The sequence below is a fragment of the Akkermansia sp. JRP_AM1 genome (assembly GCF_049262625.1).
Classification (GTDB): domain Bacteria; phylum Verrucomicrobiota; class Verrucomicrobiia; order Verrucomicrobiales; family Akkermansiaceae; genus Akkermansia; species Akkermansia massiliensis.
In genome coordinates this window covers 1,846,661-1,867,219 of the sequence record NZ_CP118234.1, presented here as the reverse complement: position 1 = coordinate 1,867,219, position 20,559 = coordinate 1,846,661, and the positions used below count along the sequence as shown (strand labels likewise).

Here is a 20,559-nt window from a genome sequence, read left to right as displayed (position 1 = left end):
CCCGCCACCTGCCGGGAATGGACATCCCCTCCCTTCCCTGCCGGAAAACTTCCTCCGGAGCAGATGGGGGCATCCCCGGCGGCAAGAACCGTTCCTCATGAGGAACCGGGGCGCCGCTGCCATCCGCCGCCGAGAGCCTTGCAGAATTTGACGACGGCATTCAGCCGCATCTGCGCGGCATCCGCCATGTCCAGCTCCCCGCTCAGCAGGCTCCTGTGCGTATCCAGGGCATCCATCAGCCCCACATACCCGGCCTCATACTGCCTGGACGCAATGTCCCAGCTGCGGCGCAGGCAGTTCACTTCATCAAGCGTGGCCTCGTAAACCTCCGCGCTTTTGCGGCGTTCCACCAGGGCATCCCTGATTTCCCGGAAAGCGTTCAGGACAGCCTGCTCATACGCGGCCTGGACGGCGGCGCATTTGGCGTCCACGGCGCGCACGACGGCTCGCTTCCTCCCCCGTCAAACAGGGTCTGGAGAATGCCCGCTCCCAATTCATAATTTCTGGAAGACTGGTTCAGCAGTTCGTTCAACTGGGTGCTGACCTGCCCCAGCTGCCCCGTCAGCACCAGGGACGGGAACCTGTCCTTCCGCGCCGCCTCCCTTCCGTAAAAGGCGGCTTTCAGCCGGGATTCCAGCTCCCAGATATCCGGACGGCGTTCGATCATGTCACCAGGGAGCCGCGCCGGAATGACCGGAGGAGAAGCCAGCAGGGCGGCATTACCCCCGCCGGGCCTTCCGCCCTTCATCACCTGCCTGGGACTGTCCCCCACCAGCACGGACAGCACGCTTTCAGCACGGGACAGTTCGTTTTCCGACAGCCTGAGCTGGGCCAGCGTTTTGGAGCGCTCCGCCTGGACGCGGCGCAGGGCAAGCTCCGGGTACTGCCCCTGCACAAACCTTTTTTCATACATGGCGCAGGTCTGTTCATAAGAGGCATGGACGCGGCGGATGATAAGGCATTTTTCCTCCCACGTGCGCACATTGATGTAGGCGGAGGCCACTTCCGCCGTCAGCCGCAGATAAACCGCATCCCGAGCGGCGGCGGAAGCCAGCAGTTCCGCCCGGGCGACCTCCGTGCGCGCCCGCAACTTCCCCCACAGGTCCACTTCATAGGAGAGCACGCCGGACATGGACCACAAATCCCTCGCCCGGTCCGGCAGGTTGTTCATATAGCGTTCACCTTCGGACAGTTCCTCGCTGCTGGCTCCAGCTTCCAGTTCCGCCCGGGGCAGCATGGCGGATCCGCCTGCGCCGCCAGGGCGGAGGCCTGGTCCACCAAGGCGGCCGCGCGGACAAGATCGCGGTTATGAGCCACGGCCTTTTCTTCCAGGCGGTCCAGCGCACGGTCATTGAAGATGCGCCACCACCCGGTCCCCACGGGAGAAGTCCGGGCCGTTCCCTCCGGCATTTCCATGACGGGCCTTTCAAATACGGCGGGACTGCCGCAGGAAGCCAGCAGTGCGGCCATGAGAAGAAGCATCAGACGTTTCATGAAGCGGCCTTCCTTTCCTGGCCGGATTTCAGGCAGAACAGGGCAAACAGCACACCTGCCGCCCCCACGATCACGGTGCAAAGATAAAAGGTATCCACGGAGAACACCTGGCTCTGGAGCGCCACGGCCTTTTGCAGCACCGCATCCACGGATGCATGGATTTCCCGCGCCGTGCCGCCGGTTTCCGCAAAGTGCCTCTGCCACATGTCAAGCGTATGCGCCGTTCCCGGGGAATCGTCCCTTACCTGTTCCGCCATGCTGAAGCGGAACCCCGTTTTCATATGGGCCAATACCGTGCTCACACTGCTGACGTACAGGGAAATAAAGATGTAGCGCACGGTGTTCAGCGTCCGGGAGGAAGCGGCGGCGGAACGCCCCTCCACCCCTCTCAGGGCAAGCGGCGTAGCCGTATTCAAACAGAAAGCATAACCGATTCCGAACAGCCCCAGGGGCCACGCCACGTCCAGCCAGGAGCAGCCCGCGTCCAGCCGGGACAGGAAGAAGGCGGAGGCGCCCAGCGCCAGCAGCCCCGCCATCATGCCCACCCGCAGGGCCAGCCTGCCCTTCTGCATCAGGGGGAGCACCAGCGCCGCGCCGCCGCAAAATCCGGCCACCAGAACCATGAACACATAGGCAATGCCCACCGGTTCATAGTTCATGACATTGCGCATGAACTGCACCGTCCCCACCCGCACCCAGCAAATGCAGAAGATGTTGCACAGGGACGCCAGCAGGCCGCACAGGAACCGCCAGTTGCCCAGCACGCGGACATCCAGCAGGGGGGTGCGGTGGGTCATGCAGGAAATGAAGGCCAAGGCAAAGGAACAAAATCCGCCGTACATCCAGGCCAGCACGCCGGGCGCCGTCCAGCCGTCCGTCTCCCCGTAAATAAGCACCATCAGCATGCACACGCATCCCATCCCCACCGCCAGGAAGGAAAACCAATCGAATTTCCCTCCCTTGGGAATCTTCTGGTTGGGAACGTACAGCGTCGTCAGCACGGCCAGGACGGCCGCGGCCGCACCCACGATGACGAACAGCCCCCGCCAGTGCCAGTACTGCACCAGCAGGCACCCCACTACCGGGCTGGCGCAGGAAGCCAGGCCAATGGAACAAAGTTTCACGCCCATCGCCACGCCGCGGCGCTCCGGCGGCAGGGCGGCATTCACCAGCCCCGTTCCGTACACCAGCGCCAGGCCGCCTCCGGCCCCCTGAAGGAAGCGGGCCGCAATCATGAGGAAGAAATGGTCCGCCGCCAGTCCCAGCAAGGTTCCGGCCAGCATGATCAGCAGGGCCGTGCGCAGGGACCTTCTCAGCCCGATGCGCGCCCACAGATACGCCGCCACGGTAAAGGAAAGGGCAGTTCCCAGCGGACACGCCGCACCCGACCAGGAAACATCCAGGGTGCCAACCACAAATGTGCCTGACAAATCCGGTGTGGCCGCCGTGATGCAGCCCATATTCAGAAACGTCAGCATCGTGCACGCGCAGGCCATCCCCGTCAGCAGGCGCCGTTTCCACGCCGGAAACATTGTTTGCATAACCGGACCGCTCATACTTTTTCCTTAAAAATCAATGGAAACCTTTCCCTGCATTCCCGGGCGGAATACTACGCCATCCTCCGGCTTCGGCAGGCTCACCTTGACGGGAAAGCGCTGCATGACCTTGGTGAAGTAACCGCTGACGTTCTCCGTGGAAATCAGGGAGAATGTCGCATAGGTGGCCGCCCCTATTTCATAAACCGTGCCGTGAAAAACCCTGCCGTCATAACCGTCCAGCGTGAACTGCACGTCCTGACCCTGCCGGATGCGCCCTATCTTGGTTTCCTCCACGCGGACGTTGAGCCAGACGTCCCCGCCGTCCACAATAGAAAATAGCTTCTGGCCGGAACTGACCATCTCCCCGCCGTTCACCAGCTTGCGGGCCACCACGCCGTCCACGGGGGATTTAACCACGCATTCCCCGCACAGCACTTCCAACTCCTCCAGTTCCGCCCGTGCGGCTTCCAGCTGGGCCTGGGCGGATCTTTTTCCTCCTCGCGGTAACCTTCCAGCTTGAGGGCCAGATTCTCCTGCTCCGCCTTCTCCAGCGCCTGCGCCGCCAGGTAGGTGGCCCGTACGGCGTCCCGGTCCGCGGAGCTGATGCCTGCCTGCTCCCTCACCAGCTTTTCAACGCGCTCGTAATCACGCCGCGCATGTTCCAGGCTGGCGGAGGCCTGGGCCGTCCTGGCCCGCTGGGACTCGATTTCCTGAGGGCGGAAGCCGGCCAGCATCTCGTCATGCCTGGCCTGCATCAGCTTGACGCGGGAACGCGCGGCCATCAGGCGCGCCTGCATGGTGCGGCTGTCCAGATGGGCAAGCGTCTGCCCGCGGCGGACGGTTTCCCCTTCCTCCACATCCACGCTGGTGACGCGCTCCGCCAGCTTTGATCCCACGGAAACGATGCTCGCCTCCACGCGGCAGTCGTCCGTTTTCATGGTGCGGCTCTCCCGGAAATGCCAGACTCCCCAGCCGATGGCTCCCACGGCCGCCAGGGCCATGCTGCCCAGTGATATAGCCTTCAAATGCTTGCTCATGCGCCGCAGGATGTGCATTGCCGGGAAAATCCCTGAATGAACAGGCCAATGGTCAGCTTCATGGAGGCCACCTTGTCCTGCCATGCCTTGCTGTCGTCATTCAGGCAGTACATCAGCATGTAGCCGTGCAGGGTATTGACAAAGGCGCGCACCATGAGCCCCACATCCCCCTCCCTGACCTTTCCTTTTTCCTGCATGGCGCCCATGTAGTCACACAGGAAGGAATGAAGCTCCCGCGGGTCGCGCAAAAAATCATCTCCGTTCGTATCCACGGAGTCCAGCGCGCTCAAGTAGGCCCGGAAGGCGTTCCTTTTGGCCTTCGTCGCCTGGAAGTACAGGCGCGCAGCCAGTTTCAGGTCATGCGCCAGGTCCCACGTTTTCCTGTTCTCGAATTCCTTTTTCAGTTCGCTGGCATATTCCCGGTACCGGATGATTTCATCCAGCAGGGACTTTTTGGTGGCAAAGTAGCGGAAGACGGTCTTTTCACAAATACCGGCCTTTTTCCCTACTTCCTGAACGCTGACGCGGTGGAACCCTTTTTCACTCATCAGTTCAATGGCCGCCTCCACGATTTTTCTCAGCGTGTTCTGCTGGACCCGTGTCATTTGTTCCATAGATGTCTGTCAGGCTAACAGACATTTTTTAAAGGTCAAGGCCTCTTCCGGAACAAAAATACGGGGAACCGCCCTTCCCCCCGCGGCAAAAAAACGACCGCTGCGGAAAACCGCAACGGCCGAATCAAACGGGAATATGCTCCGCCGTTTAGCGGCGAAGGCCAAGACGCTGAATCAGGCTCTGATACTGGGCCAGATCTTCACGCTTGACGTAATCAAGAAGCTTGCGGCGCAGAGCCACCATCTTCAACAACCCGCGGCGGGAAGAAACATCGTGCTTGTTCGTGCTCAGGTGGTCGGTCAGGTGGGCGATGCGCTGGGTCAGGTGGGCGATCTGGTAGCTGGAGCTACCGGAATCCTTTTCATGCATCTTGAATTCCTGCAAATTGATTTCGTTACTCATAAGTGTTTTCTTTGAATGTATTTAGCTCGTGGCAGCGGCTAATCGACACTGTGAGGGCGCCAACTATGCACCATCCGTCCCCAAAAGCAATTCAAATTTCATCATGCAGGAGAATTTGCCTCCGTTCCTGCGGTAGCGGCCTCCCCACCATTTTCCACCGCACCCCAGGCCTCGCGGTCCTTTTCCGTAATGGGCCGTATCACGCGGCAGGGGTTTCCCACAGCCACCACGTTGGCGGGAATGTCCTTCGTCACCACGCTTCCCGCGCCTATCACGGAATTGCGCCCGATGCGCACGCCCGGGCCAATGGCCGTATGGCCGCCTATCCACACCCCGTCCTCAATGGTGACGGGAAGCGCAAATTCCAGACCGTCCCGCCTCAGCCCCGGGTCCACGGGGTGCGTGGCGGTGTAAATCCCCACATTGGGGCCTATCAGCACATCACTGCCGATTGTGACGGCGGCACAGTCCAGCACCACCAGGTTGAAGTTGGCATATACGCGATCCCCCAGCCGGATATTCGTTCCATAGTCACACCGCAGCGGAGGTTCCAGATAGCAGTTTTCCCCCATGCCGCCGAAGAGCTCCCGCGCCAATTCCCGGCGCAGTTCTTCCTCCTCCGGGGCGGACTGGTTGTAACGGAAGACGAGCTTGCGCGCCCGAAGGCGCCTGGCTGTCAATTCGGAATCCTGGGCATGGTACAAACGCCCGGCCAGCATGTTATTCCAGTCCTTCGAGTCCATGGGATGAAGAGGGGGTCACGGCGTCCGCGCCGGAAGAAGGCAGCGGCGCGTTTTCCTGTTCTCCAACAGGCGGCATGGCAGCGGCATCCTTCTCTACGGACGCCTCTGACTTTACAAGCTCCTTCTTCCCGGAGGAAGCTGAATTTGCGCCAGCCCGCTGGGCGGACGGCTTATGCACCGTTCTGAAAATACCGGACGGCTTTTTCTGAAGCTCGTGAATATTCCAATCCCCGTCTCTGACAATCACGCGGGTTCCCACGGGAGCCACTTCAAACAGGTTCTTCGCCACCAGATGGGGGATGCGGATGCACCCGTGGGAGGACGGGCGGCCGGGCAGGTACCCCTCATGAATGCCTACAGCCCCGTTCACCCTCATGAAATAGGGCATCTTGGCCGGTTCAAACCTTTCTCCGGGCCGTGCGGCATCCTTCCGTATATCCCCGTCCCGCAGCTCCCCGGCGGCATTGATGAACGCGCCGTAATAGGAATGGTGGTCCGCATCCTTGGAGGCGATGCGGAAATAGCCGGAGGGCGTCATGCCGGAACTCCTTCCGGAACTGATGGGCGCATACGCGATGCGGTGCGTCCCGCGGTACACGTACATCATCTGCTTCTTCTTGTCCACCACGACCAGAACTTTCCGGGCAGGGACGGATTGTCCTCCCATTTGAGCAGGTGTCCCGGAATGGTTCCGCTTTCCTCAAAATACCCGGTCATTTCCTCCACCGGAACATTGGAAGAGGAAGAAGGGGAAGAGCCCCCACCCGTGGTGCCGCAGGAGGAAAACAGGAACGGAACGCACAGGCAGGGAACCAGCAGATGGAAAAGGGGTAACTTCATCTCGGGGAGTCGCATCACTGCGTTAGACAACGGAAAGCCGGAAAAAGGAACCGCTTTTTGACAAAACTGTCAACCATCAATCAAAAAAATCTCTTCCCGGCCCCGTTTTCCTTCCATCACCACATCCGTGCGCGCCTGCCGCGGCCCCGGTCATTCCCGGGCCCGTGGAGCAGTCCATGGGACCACGCCTCTGCAAATGTGCGCGCGGCATCCGCCGTATGGGAATGTCCGTCATGCACGGGGCTCTCCACCACGGAACCGCCCGCACCCGGCGGCCTGGACCTGTACAATTCCAGATGTTCCACGCCGCCGGGCTCTTCCTCTCCGCGCACGCCGCGCACCCTTTCCTGGGTGCGGGCATGGAAGAAGCTGCGCTCCAGCAGTTCCCGCAGCGTATTGATGCCGCGCCAGACGTCCGTGGTCCTGGGAACGACGCGCACGTTCGCCAATCCCAGACGTGACATGTTCTCCACGTAGGAAATGCCGTGGGCATCCCTCCGCGCGGCGTCGTGGGGCAGCAGATGGGCCGTTACCGCCACGCCGTGCGCCTTCTCCCATTCCTTCATTTTTTCCACATAATGGGCCAGGGGCTGCTGGTTGGCGGCGTAATGGTCCAGCCAGTGGAAGCTGTCCCCCATCACCTGCACAAGCCAGATGGCCGTATGATCGCTCAACCCCAGGTCCCACGCCGTGAAGGTGGGGGCGTCCGGGTCCGCCGCAAACTCCGTCCCCACGCGCCCGCGTTCCCGCAGGGCCATGATGCGGCTGCCGTAAATGCTCCCCTCCTCCCCGGTGGAGAAAGCTTCCTGCGGCGTTCCCGGGTACTCCTGCTTCATGGCCGCCCCCATCACGCGGGCCATCCTGGCGTACCACCTTTTCTGGCCCGCATCCAGCGCCACCCCGGTTTCCCGTTCCAGGGAAAGGAAGTACTCGTCCAGTTCCCGGCTCCATCTGCCGCGCCCCGGCAACGTGTACTCCTCCTGGTCAAACCAGCTAAAGAAGAAGAACCGGAAATCCAGGGGAGAAAGCTCGCTCTTGCCCATGTTCTCCATGGCCTGGCGCGTCAGTTCGTAATTCACGCCATACCGGCCGCCCTCATGGGTGCTCTCCTTCAGGATAAAGCCGCCGGGGGGCACCGTATTGATCGCCCCCGTGCGGATTTCCCTGGCACGCCACGGGGCGTGCACGGAAACATGCGCCAGCTCGGAAACGTGCAGGAACTGCATGGTGCCCCCGCGCAGGTTCGTCCCCACGCGCACGTCGCTCCCGTTGGCGAAAGCCAGGCGGTTGCGCGCAGACGTGCAGGGCCGCCATTCCCCCTTCTTCTCCACGCCGGACAGGCTCTTGATTCTCTCTCCCAGCCGGGCCAGGGCCACATCCATCGCGGAAGGGTCGGGCGGCACGTAATCCAGATGGTCCCAGGCGAAACGCAGCTTGGCAAGCTTCTGCTGGGCGTCCGGCAGGCTCTTATCAATAATGCCGCAATGGAAATTGGACCGGAACAGGCTCATGTCCAGCATCAGCATGGCCACATACGTGGAAATGCCCAGTTGGCGCGCCTTCAGGATGTCGTTCCTGTACCACAGCCGCTCATGCAGCCGCCGCTGCGCCCTGTTCAGGGAGAAGCGCTGGAGCTGCCCGGCCTTGTTTTCTATCCAGTACAGGTGCTCCAGCCTCCAGAGCTGGCTGGACAGGACAGACTGCCAAGGCTGGCTCCAGGATTCCGTCAGATGATTAGAAGTTTCCATGTTCCTCCACTAGTTCTTTCAGCAGGACTCCCTCCCTGGTCATTCCCTTCAGGGCCTCCGTCCCCTTGTCCAGGGGCAGGCGGTAGGCCAGGGGATTGTTCAGCACGTGGGAGACGAAGCGCAGAGCCTGAACCATCACGGGATCAAGCAGGTCAAGCTCCCCCCTCAGATAGCCTGAGCGTACCCCCAGCTCTTCATACAGCCTGACGACGTCTTCCATGAAGCACCCAACGGCCTGCTCCCTGTTCCACCACCAGCGTTCCTGCGCATCCGCATCCCCCAGCGTTTCCAGAATCCGGCCCAGGGACCGGGCGCGGCTCTCCCGAGCGGTTTCCAGAGAAGGCTCCTCTCCCGCGCCTGTGAAGCGCTCCAGCGGAATATAGGAATCCCGCTCGGACGCCGCAGGCAGACCCCGGCTGTCCAGGTAAACGCCGTTCCACGCATGCACCACATACGGAGCGCGCGCCTGCCGTACGGGGCTTTCCGGAATGCCCGGCATCAGGCGAACGGTATGCCCCGGATCGTCCGGGTCACGGTAAATCACGCAGTTGGCGTACATCGCGCGCGCCTCCTCCGGATCAGGCAGGAAGGGGAGCATGCCCCCTCTCATTTCCTCCTGCCTGCGGTCCAGAACATCAATCAGGGAGGCGGCTTCATCCAGGGGAAGTTCCCGGCTCCAGGCCGTTGCCACCCCTTCGGGGGCCGTCCAGGAATCAATCCGGTAGGTTCTTCCTTGCCAGATGACGCCGGACTCCGCGGCTTCCGGCCGGGCTGCAAAATCCCGCCTCACCACGTCCAGCGTTTCCACCGCACGGATTACCTCCGGACGGCTGCGCCATGCGGCAGGGGCAGGAACGCCGCTCCTGACGGAAAAATCCTCCTCCATATACAGGGGGGCCTCCAGAACAGGTTCCGGCAGGAGTTCTCCCATGGCTTCCAGAGAAACATCCTTCGCGCGCAGGGTTCCCTTCCCGGCCTTGAACGGCCGCTTCACCAAATGCAGGTACAGGCCGGGATGCTCCGGGTCCGGACGCCATGCATTCAACTGGGGAAACTCCTGAAGCGCCCGTGCCAGTTCCGTCATGCGGTGTTCCGCCAGCCGTTCCATCCTGCGGACGGACCCGCCCTCATATCCGTCCAGCGCGGCCAGAGAACGCAGCAGGTCCTCCCTCACGTGGTCCGGCGCGGTGGACAGCAGCCTGCCGGTCATCAGGCTATGGGCGTACCTTTCCATCATGGGAAGGCGCACCTCCTCACCGCCTGCGTCCCAGGCGCGTTCAGCCCGTATCCGGTCATTCATTCCCACCGTTTCACGGAGCATGCCCATGAATTCGGCGGTTTCCGGCCCCTCCTTCAGCGTTTTCTTCAGCAGCCCGGCGCGGCGCACCAATTCCTCCAGAGGTTCCAGGGCCTTGTCCGGGCTTGCGGCCCCGTAGCGCGCCCAGGAAGCTACCGTCTCCGGCACGGCGTCATGGTCCAGATGGGCAAAAAAATACTCCTTGGAGAGCTGGGAAAGCTCTTCAATCAATTCCGTTTCTCCGGGAAGCGCCCTGCGGCGCGGCACGCGGCCCAGACGTTTCAGCATCTCCCACGCGTCCTCCGGGGAAAGCTGGTCCGTGCGCATCAGCCGGTCCCATACGACCTCCGCCTTGTCCTCAATCAAGGCCAGGGGATTCTCCGTATTATGGAGCCGCAGCCGGTGCATCACCAGTCCCTTGGCCGAGGGAACGGGCTGATTGTCCGCATCCACTCCCAGCCGCTGCACGTCCCCCACGTACTTGCCGTGGATATCCATGCGTTCCCGCAGGGCGTCATGGCTCATCAGCGTTTCAGCGGCCACGCGGCCCCTGCCCGTCACCTCCAGACGGTCCCCTGAACCCACGGCGCCCCGCACGCCGTAACCGGCCTTCAGCATATCCGCCACCGCCATGGCCGTCAGGCTGTCATACAGGCAGGAAAGCCTTTCCCCCTGCACGTTTTCCAGTCCTGCGGTCAGCCGCAGATAATTGGTATCCCATTCCGGATGCCCGCTGCGGGCGTGCCATTCCCAGCTCCGGATCAAATCCCTCTTGGCCGTGCAGGCGGGGGAAAACATCATGGAGACATTGGCCATCAGGTCCGTTCCCGCCGCCTCCTGCGAAGGATGCCAGGCCGACCACCTGCCATTGGGATATTTTACCCGCCACAGCCTTTCCCCGCCTCCGCTCCCACGCGAGGACTGGAACAGGCGCGGAGTCAGGCGGGAAAGATTTTCCACCGCTTTCTGCGTACCCGGATAAACGCGCGGAACCGCCCGCTCCGGACCGGCATGCAGCCGCGGCGCATCCAGCACGGTGGCATAACGGGCCACGTGTTCCGGTTCCACTTCCAGAAAACGGGACAGCAGCCGCCCGTAACTCTCCACCGGCGTGTAGCCGCGCCCTACATGCACGTCAAACTCCTTCATATTGGGAAGCACCTGGTACAAGCTGTTCACATCCGCCTGGGTTCCCCATACCATGCGGTTCATCTCCCGCAGCTCCGGGCTTACCCGGTGGCGTTCCCGGTCCCCCAGGGAAGCCATCATGCCGCTCATCCTGGACAGGGCGGCGGCCAGGCCGTCCGGACCGGAAGCCCCGGCCAGCAAATCCGGAGCGTTCAGCAGGGAGCTCCCTTCCTCCAGCCAGCGGCGCGCCCTGGCACAGGAACCCTCATCACGGCAAAACGACTCCCACAGGCGAAGGGCCACATGCCCGGACACCTCCTCATGGGAAGCGCCGTGCACCCGTTCCATCACTCCCTCGTAAACATTGGCGCGCGTCCGGCGCTCCATTTCCACGGTGACGGCGTCCCAGTCCCTGCCGGAAAAACCGCTACGCCCCGCTTCCTCCGGATAAGCCAGCAGCAGCATCCTGTACGGGCGGTAGGCGCGCTTCTTCAGCCTGTCTTCCACAAACGCGCGGCGCAGGGCGTCCGCCTGCACGTCGTAATCCGCCGCATTCCTCAAACGCCACGGAATTTCCCTCCCGTTCCTGTTCCTGGCCAGCCCCAGGTCTTCCTCTTCCATACGGCACAGGGCTTCATACCAGGAGGAAAGGGCCTCTTCTACCGAACTCCGGCCCCGGGTTCTCTTCATCTCCATGCCGGGGGCCGGCTCCGCCTCATAAACGCGGCGGCCATCCGCCGCGGCGGACTCTCCCACGCGGGGCAGCCCGGCCCGCAACAGCCACTTGGTCCTGGCCGCCGCATGGTCCGGATGGGGAAAAAGTTTTTTCAACACCGCTTCCGACTCCGGAAAATCCCTCATCTTCCAAGGCTTCGTGCGCACGGGAGAAGGCAGTTCCAGAAAATCCCTCACGTCCTGTTCCGTCCTTAAAAAAGGCTCCCCGGCTTCATCCAGCGCGCGGGACCATTCCAGCGCCTTTCTGGAAATGTACAGGGATCCCCACAGGGGAGAATCACGCAGGGACTTCTGCAGCAACTCCCCGGCACGGCGCATGTCCTTCTCCCGCAGGATGCGGGTTACCGCTTCATCCGGAATGCCAAACACCTTCAGAGGTTCTCCGTCCCCCAGCAAGGTTCCGGCATGGCGGAAATGGTGCAGGGAAGCCTTTCCCGCGCCGATCAGCAGGAACGGCATCATCATGGCCGCCTCCCTCAACTGGTCGTCCACGGACATCTGCCGCTCCTTCCATCCCTCCCAGTCCACGCCGGACACCCTGTCCGTCAACGCTCCCACGCCTTCCTGGGCCACCATGGGCGTCAGCTCCATCAGCTTGTTCTCCGCCGCCATCTTCACGGCATCCGCCGCCATGGCTCCCGTTCCGGAAAGAACCGCTCCCACATTCCCGGAAGCGGACCTCATGGCCCGGAACGCGCGCATCCCCTGCCCCAGCATCCGCTGGCCCAGCTTCGTCATCCCGAAGGAAAGCAGGGTGTTCATCCCCCCGGACACGACCGCGCCACCCATCTGGGCGTCAAACACGCCGTCCGGATTCATGCGCCGGGCATCCGCCATGTGGCGGCCCGTCTCCCCGGCCATCAGCAGTCCCAGCCCGGCCGGGCCGCTGAACGCCAGCGCCGTGGATGCGCCCTGCTGGGCCATGTCCACCAGCATCTCCCGGAACCAGGGGGCATCCTTTCCTCCGCGCAGGGGAGCAAACTCCATCCTGGCAAAATTCCGCAGTTCCTCAAAACTCCGGGAATACCTGTCCAACGCCTCCTTCTCCCGGCCTTCCGGGAGGGCCCAGGCCGCACCGTTCACGGCCAGATGAGCCACATTTTCCGCTGCTTCCGCTGCTCCGCGTTTCAGCGCGTTCCCCAGGGCATCCCGGAAAGCGGGCCGGGAACGCAGGTAGGGGGCCATCATGCGGAACACCTTCCGCCGGTCCCCGTCCTCCAGGGACGCCAGACAATCCACGGCGCGAACGACGTCCGGAACTCCGGCAACCGCCTTCCGGTTCACCTGCACGGCGGGAAAACCTTCCGGCGCCGGGGCCTCACTGGCTACCAGCCCTTCCAGCCCCCTGCGGATAATTCCGGCGGCGTCCGCCAGACGGTTCCTGTCATCCAGGGCGTCGGACACGGCCCTGCTCTTCAACTGGTCCGCCACGGCCTGCATCTCCTCCGGCCACGCGGAAACAGCCTCTTTCCTCCGTTCGTCCGGAGCCGTTCCACTCCCGGCCAGCGTGCGGTCATACTCCTCCTGGTACAATTCAAACAAGGTCTCCCGCTGGGAAAGGCGCACCTGGTTGTGCATGGAGACGGCCACAAACAATTCGTCATCAGACTTGCCGGACGCTCCATACTGCCGCGCCACCTCTTCCCGGATACTCTTCCAGTCCCTCCGGATGCGTTCGCGGGGGATTTCCCCCGAATCCGCCACCCATGACTGCATCACGCACGCGGCAATCCTTTCCCGGTCAGCCGTTCCCGCCGGATACATCGCTTCCGCCTTCTGCCTGACCTCCCGGGGAATGGTCATCACATCTCCCGTCAGCACGCTGTTCCAGTACTCTTCCTTCGCCGCCGCCCCCTGCTCCGGGAATTCTCCCGCGCCGGAAGGGACTGCGGATACCGCGTTCTCCTCCTGCAACCGGTTTTCCTCCATCGTTGCGGAGGCCTTTTCCGGCACGCCTTCTTCTACCAAAAATGTCCCGTCCTGTTCCTGGTTCCTCTCATCTTCCATCATCACTTGCCTTCCTTTCCGTTATTCATATTCATATCCATAAAACCTACCCAGCCTGCATCCTGGAGGCGGTTTTCCTTCTCAAAAACTTTCTCCATCTCCTCCGCCGGCTGTTCCGGAGACCTCTGCACGGCCTCCGCCAACTCCATCTGGACGCGTTTCCATTCCTCCACCGCACGGGCGTCCTCCGGCGGTCCCCAGGCTCCGTTCCGGAACATGGAGGACAGGCGGCGGGAAGCCGCGCGGCGCAGCTCCAGGGGAACATTCATCATCACCTCCCGCCGCCGGAGGAGTCTTTCCACCTGCGCCGCAGGCAGGCCGGAAGTAGCCACTTCAATCATGGCGTCCGCATCCCCCTCTCCTCCGCAATCCTCATCAATCAGGGAGGCCATGCGGCACAGCAGCATGTCGTCTCCCGGAATACTGACGCCGGAAAACTCCGCCGCCTGCCTCCGGTCCCTGGAAGCCGTATAACGCCTCAACTGCTCGGAACTGATCAAGCCGTGCTTCTCCGCATTCGCCAGCCCGTCATCCCGCAGCAGGCCGCCGCCGGATACGGTAGCCGCCACAGCATCCGCATAACGCCGCTTTCAGCTCTCCATATGCCGCAGAAGCCTCTTGCGCCACTCTTCTTTCCTCCGGGGTCTGAGGCATTTCCCGCTCCCGGGAAACGAGGCGCACTGCCGCGGCCGGATCACGGCGAACCTCCTCCACCGCCCGGTTCAGCGCCACACGGGCACGAGCTTCCTCCGCCATGCGGGAGGCTTCATCTCCGGTCACAAACACGCCGCGGCCTTCTTCAATCCTGCGTTCGGCCAGGGAATCCTCCCCCTGCTCTACGGCGGACTCCACCCCTCCGGCCCAGGACCGCCGAGCCTCCTCCAACTGGCCCAGCCGGGACATCTTCTGCAAATAAATGCTTCCGGCAGTCTCCAGGTTCTCCCTCGCCAGCTCCACGCGCTCCCTCACCGGGGCGGACATCCGGCCCGGCAGGTAGGCGGGAAGCCGTTCCGCCAAAGCCTTCTTCCACTTCTCCTGAAGGCGGTCCGGCTCCCCGCCGGCCTCCAGCTCCCGCATCACGTCCTGTTCAAAGCGGTACAGGCCGTCGCGGGCCTGCGCCCACTGCCCGGCATCCCTCACCTCCTGCATCTCCTTCAGCGCGGCACCCGCCGTTCCTGCCAAATCCATCGCGCCCGCAGCCAGGTTCCGCACTCCGGCGGCCTGCGCTTCAAACGCGTTCAACGGAATCACGCCGGACAAATCCGGAGCCACATGCAGCATTCCAAAATCCTGTATTCGTATAGCCATCTTTTTATGGCCTCCAAGCTAGGGAGCGGACGGAACGCACGGCATCCATTCCAAACCGTCACCGCACGGTACTTGCCGCTTGCCAAAACCGGACCGTTCCAACACAATCGGCCCCATGCCCCGCATCCGTTTCACCACCGCGTACGATGGACGCCCCTACCTGGGCTGGCAGAGCCAGCCGGGAGGCCGCACCGTACAGGACGCCCTGGAACGCGCCTTTTCCGCCCTCTTCGGCTCCGCCGTCCGCATCCACGGCTCCGGCAGGACGGATGCCGGCGTGCATGCGCTGGGCCAGGTCTTCCATGTGGATGCGCCGGACACCCACCGCATTCCTGCGGACAAATGGCCCACCGCCCTCAATACCCGCCTGCCCCGGACCATACGGATCACCCATGCGGAATACGTTCCCCCAGGCTTTCACGCCCGGTTCAGCGCGGCGGGAAAAACCTACCGCTACTGTATCTCCCGTGCGCCTGTCCTCAGCCCTTTTGACGCCGGGCTGGCCTGGCACCGTCCACTGGCCTGGAGCACGGACATTCTGGAGCAAGCCGTCCGGCTCTTTCTGGGAACGCATGACTTTACGGCCTTTGCGGCCCTGCGCGGCAATGAACCGCGCCCCATCCCGGCGGACTACTTCCTCCGCACCATCACGCAGGCGCAGGTGGTGCAGGAGGGGGAACGTGTCTTCATCACCCTCACCGGAACGGGCTTTCTCTATAAAATGGTGCGCCTCATGGCAGGAGCCGCTCATGAAGCCGCGCGGGGAAAAATCACGCTGGACGAACTGGCGCGCCTCATTAACTACCCACGCCCGGATGATAAAAGCCCGTTCTGCGCCCCGCCGGACGGGCTCACGCTGATGCAGGTCCACTACGCGGAGGAAGCCCCCGGAAACAAGCAGGAATGAGGTAAAAACAGGCTGCTTCCCCCCAGCTGCGCGCCGCGCCGTACAGGCCTTCCCGCCTGATCAGGCTCTCCACCTCCGGATTCAAATGAGGCACGGGGCATACGCCCGTACGCAAATCATGCCGCACACGGGTGGAAGAAGCGGGCTCATCCCCCTCAATGAAAACGGCGCGCACCCCTTCCCTGGGCGCCGGTTCACCGCCGCGGTGGTACACGATGAACGTCACCAGCCCGGCCAGGTGCTCCCAGCGGCCCCACTGTTCCAGGGAATCCCACTGGTCCTTGCCCATCAGCCAGAACAGCTCCGCGCCGGGATAACGGTCCGCTACGCACTCCGCCACTCTCCAAGACCACGAAGGCGGCGGAAGATTCAAATCCGTCCGGTCAAGCACGGCCCAATCCAGTCCCCGAAGCGCCAGATCAATCATCCGGCAACGCTGGTCATCCGTCACGGCGGGGGCCTGCTCCTTCAGCGGAGACAGGGAGCACGGCATGAACAGCACACGGTCCAGCCCGCAGTACTCACGCGCATGCGCAGCCACACGAACGTGCCCTTCATGCACGGGATCAAACGAACCGCCGAAAATGCACAGCTTCACCGTCCGTCATCCGTCAAAAAATCAAAGTCCTTCCGTGCCCTTGTAAGGCAGGAACCCGCCGATGGGCACGCGCACCATCCTCTTTTCCAGAGGCAGGCGGCGGAAGCGGGTGATGAAATCCGTCAGGCGGCCGTAATTGCGCTCCGTCTTGGGAATACCCTGCTGGCCGCAATTCACGTCCGGATTGTAATGCAGTTCAATATGAAGGTGGGCCGGATACATGCCGCGGTTCGTGCCGATGGTGCCCACCTGGGTGCCGCGGAGCACCAACTGCCCCAGCACGACGTTAATATCATTCAAATGGGCGTAAAGCGTCTGGCAGCAAAGAACCTTTCCGGACTTGGGCTCGCGGAAGGCATGGCGGACAATCACCACCTTTCCCCACGCGCCGCGGGCGTCCGCCGCGTAAGTCACCACGCCGTGGCCCACGGAATAAACGGGATCGCCCAGATCGGAATTGCCCCCGCTGTTGCCGTTCCAGTCCTCGCCCATGTGGCGGGGGCTTTTCACGCGCAGGCCGCGGGACCGGTAATAGCCGTTGCCGTCAGGCTTGCCTACCGGAAAATCAAAACCGTCGCAAAGAGGGACGAGCGCGAACTTGCTGTCCCGCCGGGCCATGTAAACGGGAGCGCTCTCGCTGATAAACGCGGAACCGGTCAGAAGAACCAGCGCCAGCAGTAAAAAACGGAAATAGGACATGGGAACAAAAGTCCTCTGTATGCTAAACGGACCCCGGTCCCGTATCAAGCGGAATTCCCCGCATGTCGAAGTTAGAGCCTGCTAACCCCCTTCGTTCCCCTTCCACCCTCCCTTTCAACTTGACAGCCAAGCCCCCGTATGAAAGAAGGGTGGAACATTCCCCGTATTTTTTAACACACGTTTTTTCTGCATGAACAAGCTTGCCTCCCTCTTCCTCGGAACGGTTCTCTCTTCTTCAATGCTGCCCGGCTGGGCCGCAGACCCTCCCAAGCCCTACGGGGCGGTGCCAACCCCCTCCCAGGTCAACTGGCAGCGCATGGAATTCTACGGCTTCATCCACTTTGGCCTGAATACCTTCACGGGCAGGGAATGGGGCTATGGCGACGAAAATCCGAAAATCTTCAACCCTACGGACTTCAATGCCTCCGACATCGTTTCCACCTTCAAGAAGGGCGGCATGAAAGGAATGATTTATACGGCCAAGCACCACGACGGCTTCTGCGCGTGGCCCACCAAGTCCACGGACCACAACATCACCAAAAGCCCGTGGAAAAACGGCAAGGGAGACGTGGTCAAGGAATTCGCCCTGGCCTGCAAAAAGCACGGCATTAAATTCGGCACCTACCTCAGTCCCTGGGACCGCAACAATGCGGACTACGGCAAGGAAGGCTATCTGGACGTTTACTACAAGCAAATCCGCGAACTGCTGACCAACTACGGCCCCGTCTTTGAAATCTGGTTTGACGGCGCCAACGGGGGGACGGCTACTACGGAGGGGCCAAGGAAAAGCGCAACATCGGCGACGCGGAAAAGTACTACAACTTTGAAAAAATCGTGGAGATGATCCGCAAAATCCAGCCCAACTGCATCATCTGGGGCGCGGGCCACTACGGAGACGCCCGCTGGGGCGGCTCTGAAAAGGGCCACGTCAACTACCCCCATTGGAGCACCGTGGGGCTGAACGGCGGAGGCGGAGGAACCGGCAAGCGCGGCGGAGAACGCTGGGTGCCGGCGGAAGGGGACACCACCATCAACCATTCCGGCTGGTTCTGGCACCAGGGGCAGGCTTCCCGCGTCAAATCCCCGGAAGAACTCATGCAGGTATGGTTTGACTCCGTGGGACGCGGAGCCAACCTCATCCTCAACGTGGCGGCGGACAAAACCGGCAAACTGGACCCTGCGGACGTCAAATCCCTGATGGAATTCAAGGAACTGCGCGACAAGCTGTATGCCAGGGACTATGCCCTGGGCGCCACCGTCACGGCCACCCAGACGCGCGGCAATGACAAAAAATTCGCCCCCTCCAACATGACGGACGGCAACATGGAAACCTACTGGGCCGTGGAGGACGACAACCTGACGCCCACCGCCTTCATTACGCTGCCCAAACCCGCCACCTTCGACGTCATCCGGCTGCGCGAACAGATCCGCCTGGGCCAGCGTGTGGACTCCTTCAACATTGACGCCTTCATCAACGGCAAATGGGTCTGCATCGACAATGAAGGAAAGACCATCGGCAACCAGGTCATGCGGCGTTTGAACCGCCCCATCACCGCCCAGAAGCTGCGCCTGCGCATCACGGGCAGCCAGGCCACGCCCTGCATCTCTGAATTCTCCCTCTTCCGCCAGCCGGCAGGCGCCGTGCGGCCCTCCATCTTCCGCCGCGGAGACAACCTCATCATCCTTGCGGACGGCAAGAACAAAATCCTGTACACGACGGACGGCAGCGAACCCAAGGAAGGCTCCCCGTCTATAGACAGGGCGCCAAATTTGCGGAAAGCGGCACTGTCAAGGCTCGCTGCCAATTCTCCAACGGCAAGCTGGGTCCCGTCAGCCAGGCCAAATTCGGCATCAGCAAAACCGGGTGGAAGGTGAAAAACGCCACTTCCGGAAACGCTGCGGCGGCCATTGACGACAATCCGGAAACCTCCTGGTTCGCCAAGGCTGAGGCGCCCCAATCCTTTGTGGTGGATATGGGCAAACCCTACCAGGTCTCCAGCTTCTCCTACCTGCCCAGGCAGGATGGAAAAACCTCCGGAATGACGGACAAATACCAGTTTGAAGTGAGCCCGGACGGAAAAACCTGGACGAAGGCGGCGGAAGGGGAATTCTCCAACCTCCGCGCCAATCCCATCGAGCAATCCGTCAACCTCAAGAACGTCAAGGAACCCGTACGCTACTTCCGCTTCACCGGCACGAACTCGCTGGACGGCAACAGTGCTTCCGCTGCGGAAATCAACGTCTTCGGCACGCCCGCAGGCAAATAAAATCCATTCACTTAGCTGCATGAAGGCGTTCCGGCTTTTTCAGGCCGGAACGCCTTTCTCATGACACGGCCTGTTTGCAAACCATGTTCCGGCGTGGAAAAGAAAAGCCATTCCTTCCCGGCTGGAAAACCGGAATGGAGAACGGGACCGGAGTTCAACTCCGCTTGCGCCGCATCAGCAGGCAGGCGATGCCGAACATGCCCAGCATGGCGGAAGACGGTTCCGGAACGGCCTCCGCCTTCAGAGACGCCGGCAAACGCAGCGTCTTGGGATCGGGAGAAGACGTCGGCACCGTATTTTCAGTAAGCAGGGAATCCAGAGAAAGCTCTTCCTTCCCGGAATCAGCCACAGCCTCATCTCCGGCCGCCTCTGTCCCTCCGTCGGGCTTCCTGTCCGGAGAAACAGGCGTCTCCTTGTCGTCTGACGGCTTGGAGCTGGCCTCATTATCCGGAAGACTTGGTTTAAGCTGGTTGGCGGCAAACCCGTTTCCCCTGCCGGGAGGCCCTCCGTAAAATCCTCCGCCGCCGCCATGGGAAACCATCGCGCCGGACAAGGGGCCGTACACGGCCTCCCGCACCAGGACTTCCTCACAATGGGGCATATAGGATCTTCCATAGGAAAACATGGCTACCACTTCCCGTTCCAGCTTCCAGGATACGTCTTCATCCAGCTCTTCCCGGGCCTTTACCTGCACGGGAAGAGCCATCCCAAGGGCCTGGAGCTGGTTTCTCTCCAACACGGAAAAAGCCTGCACTACATTCCCGCGGGAGGAAACAAAACGGTACACGGTATAATAACCGGAAGGAAAAGAGGGGGAGGAAATAGTCAGGGCTCCGCCTTCATTGATCTCCTTGACCATAGCGGGAGACAAGGACATGACGCCCTTCATTTGAACCACCTTCTCCTCACCAGGGGCGGCGGCTCCGGAGGGTGAACCGGAAGGCAGGGCGGCGCATGCCAGTGGCGCCGCTAAGGATAACAGGGCAATCACAATCTTGGTCATGATAAGTGTATTGAAACCATGACCACTCCGTAGCGCACAACGGATGACCCATAAATGACAATAGCTCACGGGCCGCGCCTTTCCGCTGCCCCATCATGCGGCTATCCGGCGGCAGATATAAAAAATAGCTAATCAAATGCAATCCAAACAAACATGGGGAAATCCAACAACGTTTTTTACTCCTTGTTCCCGG

General features: G+C 61.9%; 22 protein-coding genes. 4 read left to right on the top strand and 18 right to left on the bottom strand.

The genetic code is table 11. The features are described from left to right. Positions 1–95: 95 nt before the first annotated feature. The 15 genes from PVA48_RS08905 to PVA48_RS08835 all read right to left on the bottom strand — a co-directional run bounded on the left by PVA48_RS08905 (position 96) and on the right by PVA48_RS08835 (position 14,892). Positions 96–431 carry a TolC family protein gene (locus PVA48_RS08905; RefSeq protein ID WP_423231615.1) on the bottom strand — a complete coding sequence of 112 codons (336 nt, stop codon included), beginning with the start codon at positions 429–431 and terminating at the stop codon, positions 96–98. Continuing rightward, positions 380–1,237 (bottom strand): TolC family protein, encoded by an 858-nt coding sequence (locus PVA48_RS08900; RefSeq protein ID WP_423231614.1) that lies wholly within the window; start codon positions 1,235–1,237, stop codon positions 380–382. The genes PVA48_RS08905 and PVA48_RS08900 overlap by 52 nt, the downstream gene beginning before the upstream one ends. Then, positions 1,168–1,494 carry a hypothetical protein gene (locus PVA48_RS08895; protein WP_423231613.1) on the bottom strand — a complete coding sequence of 109 codons (327 nt, stop codon included), beginning with the start codon at positions 1,492–1,494 and terminating at the stop codon, positions 1,168–1,170. Before PVA48_RS08895 ends, PVA48_RS08900 begins: the two co-directional genes overlap by 70 nt. Next, the gene (locus tag PVA48_RS08890) at positions 1,491–3,035 is read right to left on the bottom strand and encodes an MFS transporter (RefSeq protein WP_180975189.1); all 1,545 of its coding nucleotides are present in this window, start codon (positions 3,033–3,035) and stop codon (positions 1,491–1,493) included. The genes PVA48_RS08895 and PVA48_RS08890 overlap by 4 nt, the downstream gene beginning before the upstream one ends. Before the next feature lie 24 nt (positions 3,036–3,059). Continuing rightward, positions 3,060–3,449 (bottom strand): HlyD family secretion protein, encoded by a 390-nt coding sequence (locus PVA48_RS08885; RefSeq protein WP_423231612.1) that lies wholly within the window; start codon positions 3,447–3,449, stop codon positions 3,060–3,062. After that, positions 3,404–4,069 carry an HlyD family secretion protein gene (locus tag PVA48_RS08880; protein ID WP_423231611.1) on the bottom strand — a complete coding sequence of 222 codons (666 nt, stop codon included), beginning with the start codon at positions 4,067–4,069 and terminating at the stop codon, positions 3,404–3,406. Before PVA48_RS08880 ends, PVA48_RS08885 begins: the two co-directional genes overlap by 46 nt. Continuing rightward, complete coding sequence (locus tag PVA48_RS08875) at positions 4,066–4,683, bottom strand: TetR/AcrR family transcriptional regulator (protein WP_102728460.1); 618 nt, start codon at positions 4,681–4,683, stop codon at positions 4,066–4,068. The genes PVA48_RS08880 and PVA48_RS08875 overlap by 4 nt, the downstream gene beginning before the upstream one ends. Before the next feature lie 148 nt (positions 4,684–4,831). Next, entirely contained in the window at positions 4,832–5,086 is a 255-nt protein-coding gene (rpsO, locus tag PVA48_RS08870; RefSeq protein WP_022396563.1) for a 30S ribosomal protein S15, read from the bottom strand. A 101-nt stretch (positions 5,087–5,187) separates the two neighbouring features. Next, a complete protein-coding gene (locus PVA48_RS08865) occupies positions 5,188–5,829 on the bottom strand; it encodes a sugar O-acetyltransferase (protein WP_102728459.1) in 642 nt (213 codons plus the stop codon). Beyond that, on the bottom strand, positions 5,807–6,457 hold the full coding sequence (locus tag PVA48_RS08860) for a L,D-transpeptidase (protein WP_423231610.1): 651 nt from the start codon (positions 6,455–6,457) through the stop codon (positions 5,807–5,809). The genes PVA48_RS08865 and PVA48_RS08860 overlap by 23 nt, the downstream gene beginning before the upstream one ends. Next, positions 6,433–6,669, bottom strand: coding sequence for a hypothetical protein (locus tag PVA48_RS08855; protein WP_423231609.1), 237 nt, complete (start codon positions 6,667–6,669; stop codon positions 6,433–6,435). The genes PVA48_RS08860 and PVA48_RS08855 overlap by 25 nt, the downstream gene beginning before the upstream one ends. 116 nt (positions 6,670–6,785) lie before the next feature. Continuing rightward, positions 6,786–8,417, bottom strand: a complete 1,632-nt coding sequence (locus PVA48_RS08850) for a hypothetical protein (RefSeq protein WP_102721919.1) — start codon at positions 8,415–8,417, stop codon at positions 6,786–6,788. Further along, complete coding sequence (locus tag PVA48_RS08845) at positions 8,404–13,587, bottom strand: hypothetical protein (protein ID WP_423231608.1); 5,184 nt, start codon at positions 13,585–13,587, stop codon at positions 8,404–8,406. The genes PVA48_RS08850 and PVA48_RS08845 overlap by 14 nt, the downstream gene beginning before the upstream one ends. Further along, on the bottom strand, positions 13,587–14,153 hold the full coding sequence (locus tag PVA48_RS08840; RefSeq protein WP_423231607.1) for a hypothetical protein: 567 nt from the start codon (positions 14,151–14,153) through the stop codon (positions 13,587–13,589). The genes PVA48_RS08845 and PVA48_RS08840 overlap by 1 nt, the downstream gene beginning before the upstream one ends. After that, a complete protein-coding gene (locus PVA48_RS08835) occupies positions 14,113–14,892 on the bottom strand; it encodes a hypothetical protein (RefSeq protein ID WP_423231606.1) in 780 nt (259 codons plus the stop codon). The genes PVA48_RS08840 and PVA48_RS08835 overlap by 41 nt, the downstream gene beginning before the upstream one ends. 115 nt (positions 14,893–15,007) lie before the next feature. On the opposite strand from PVA48_RS08835, the gene truA reads away from it, so the two are divergent. Then, on the top strand, positions 15,008–15,799 hold the full coding sequence (truA, locus tag PVA48_RS08830) for a tRNA pseudouridine(38-40) synthase TruA (protein WP_102728456.1): 792 nt from the start codon (positions 15,008–15,010) through the stop codon (positions 15,797–15,799). On the opposite strand, the gene nadD is transcribed toward truA, so the two are convergent. Beyond that, positions 15,744–16,397 carry a nicotinate (nicotinamide) nucleotide adenylyltransferase gene (gene nadD, locus PVA48_RS08825; protein ID WP_423231605.1) on the bottom strand — a complete coding sequence of 218 codons (654 nt, stop codon included), beginning with the start codon at positions 16,395–16,397 and terminating at the stop codon, positions 15,744–15,746. The genes truA and nadD overlap by 56 nt on opposite strands. Positions 16,398–16,418: 21 nt before the next feature. Next, positions 16,419–17,096, bottom strand: coding sequence for a M23 family metallopeptidase (locus PVA48_RS08820; RefSeq protein ID WP_022396555.1), 678 nt, complete (start codon positions 17,094–17,096; stop codon positions 16,419–16,421). 190 nt (positions 17,097–17,286) lie between these two features. On the opposite strand from PVA48_RS08820, the gene PVA48_RS08815 reads away from it, so the two are divergent. From PVA48_RS08815 to PVA48_RS08805, 3 genes are read left to right on the top strand one after another with little or no spacing between them, the layout of a single operon-like run. Continuing rightward, positions 17,287–17,940: an alpha-L-fucosidase gene (locus PVA48_RS08815; RefSeq protein ID WP_309557248.1), complete on the top strand. Its 654-nt coding sequence runs from the start codon at positions 17,287–17,289 to the stop codon at positions 17,938–17,940. Continuing rightward, a complete protein-coding gene (locus tag PVA48_RS08810) occupies positions 17,937–18,971 on the top strand; it encodes a discoidin domain-containing protein (protein WP_423232511.1) in 1,035 nt (344 codons plus the stop codon). Before PVA48_RS08815 ends, PVA48_RS08810 begins: the two co-directional genes overlap by 4 nt. Next, entirely contained in the window at positions 18,968–19,363 is a 396-nt protein-coding gene (locus tag PVA48_RS08805) for a discoidin domain-containing protein (protein ID WP_423231604.1), read from the top strand. The genes PVA48_RS08810 and PVA48_RS08805 overlap by 4 nt, the downstream gene beginning before the upstream one ends. A 154-nt stretch (positions 19,364–19,517) precedes the next feature. Here the strand turns inward: PVA48_RS08805 and PVA48_RS08800 are convergent, their stop codons facing one another. Then, positions 19,518–20,366, bottom strand: a complete 849-nt coding sequence (locus PVA48_RS08800) for a PEP-CTERM sorting domain-containing protein (protein WP_102726618.1) — start codon at positions 20,364–20,366, stop codon at positions 19,518–19,520. Positions 20,367–20,559: the final 193 nt, after the last annotated feature.

What these genes read in the sequence shown, in the direction of transcription:
- PVA48_RS08900 (WP_423231614.1), bottom strand. Translation starts at nt 1,237, where the DNA reads ATGCTGCCCCGGGCGGAACTGGAAGCTGGAGCCAGCAGCGAGGAACTG.
- PVA48_RS08895 (WP_423231613.1), bottom strand. Translation starts at nt 1,494, where the DNA reads ATGAAACGTCTGATGCTTCTTCTCATGGCCGCACTGCTGGCTTCCTGC.
- PVA48_RS08890 (WP_180975189.1), bottom strand. Translation starts at nt 3,035, where the DNA reads ATGCAAACAATGTTTCCGGCGTGGAAACGGCGCCTGCTGACGGGGATG.
- PVA48_RS08880 (WP_423231611.1), bottom strand. Translation starts at nt 4,069, where the DNA reads ATGAGCAAGCATTTGAAGGCTATATCACTGGGCAGCATGGCCCTGGCG.
- PVA48_RS08875 (WP_102728460.1), bottom strand. Translation starts at nt 4,683, where the DNA reads ATGGAACAAATGACACGGGTCCAGCAGAACACGCTGAGAAAAATCGTG.
- rpsO (WP_022396563.1), bottom strand. Translation starts at nt 5,086, where the DNA reads ATGAGTAACGAAATCAATTTGCAGGAATTCAAGATGCATGAAAAGGAT.
- PVA48_RS08865 (WP_102728459.1), bottom strand. Translation starts at nt 5,829, where the DNA reads ATGGACTCGAAGGACTGGAATAACATGCTGGCCGGGCGTTTGTACCAT.
- PVA48_RS08855 (WP_423231609.1), bottom strand. Translation starts at nt 6,669, where the DNA reads ATGAAGTTACCCCTTTTCCATCTGCTGGTTCCCTGCCTGTGCGTTCCG.
- PVA48_RS08850 (WP_102721919.1), bottom strand. Translation starts at nt 8,417, where the DNA reads ATGGAAACTTCTAATCATCTGACGGAATCCTGGAGCCAGCCTTGGCAG.
- PVA48_RS08845 (WP_423231608.1), bottom strand. Translation starts at nt 13,587, where the DNA reads ATGATGGAAGATGAGAGGAACCAGGAACAGGACGGGACATTTTTGGTA.
- PVA48_RS08835 (WP_423231606.1), bottom strand. Translation starts at nt 14,892, where the DNA reads ATGGCTATACGAATACAGGATTTTGGAATGCTGCATGTGGCTCCGGAT.
- truA (WP_102728456.1), top strand. Translation starts at nt 15,008, where the DNA reads ATGCCCCGCATCCGTTTCACCACCGCGTACGATGGACGCCCCTACCTG.
- PVA48_RS08820 (WP_022396555.1), bottom strand. Translation starts at nt 17,096, where the DNA reads ATGTCCTATTTCCGTTTTTTACTGCTGGCGCTGGTTCTTCTGACCGGT.
- PVA48_RS08815 (WP_309557248.1), top strand. Translation starts at nt 17,287, where the DNA reads ATGAACAAGCTTGCCTCCCTCTTCCTCGGAACGGTTCTCTCTTCTTCA.
- PVA48_RS08810 (WP_423232511.1), top strand. Translation starts at nt 17,937, where the DNA reads ATGATCCGCAAAATCCAGCCCAACTGCATCATCTGGGGCGCGGGCCAC.
- PVA48_RS08800 (WP_102726618.1), bottom strand. Translation starts at nt 20,366, where the DNA reads ATGACCAAGATTGTGATTGCCCTGTTATCCTTAGCGGCGCCACTGGCA.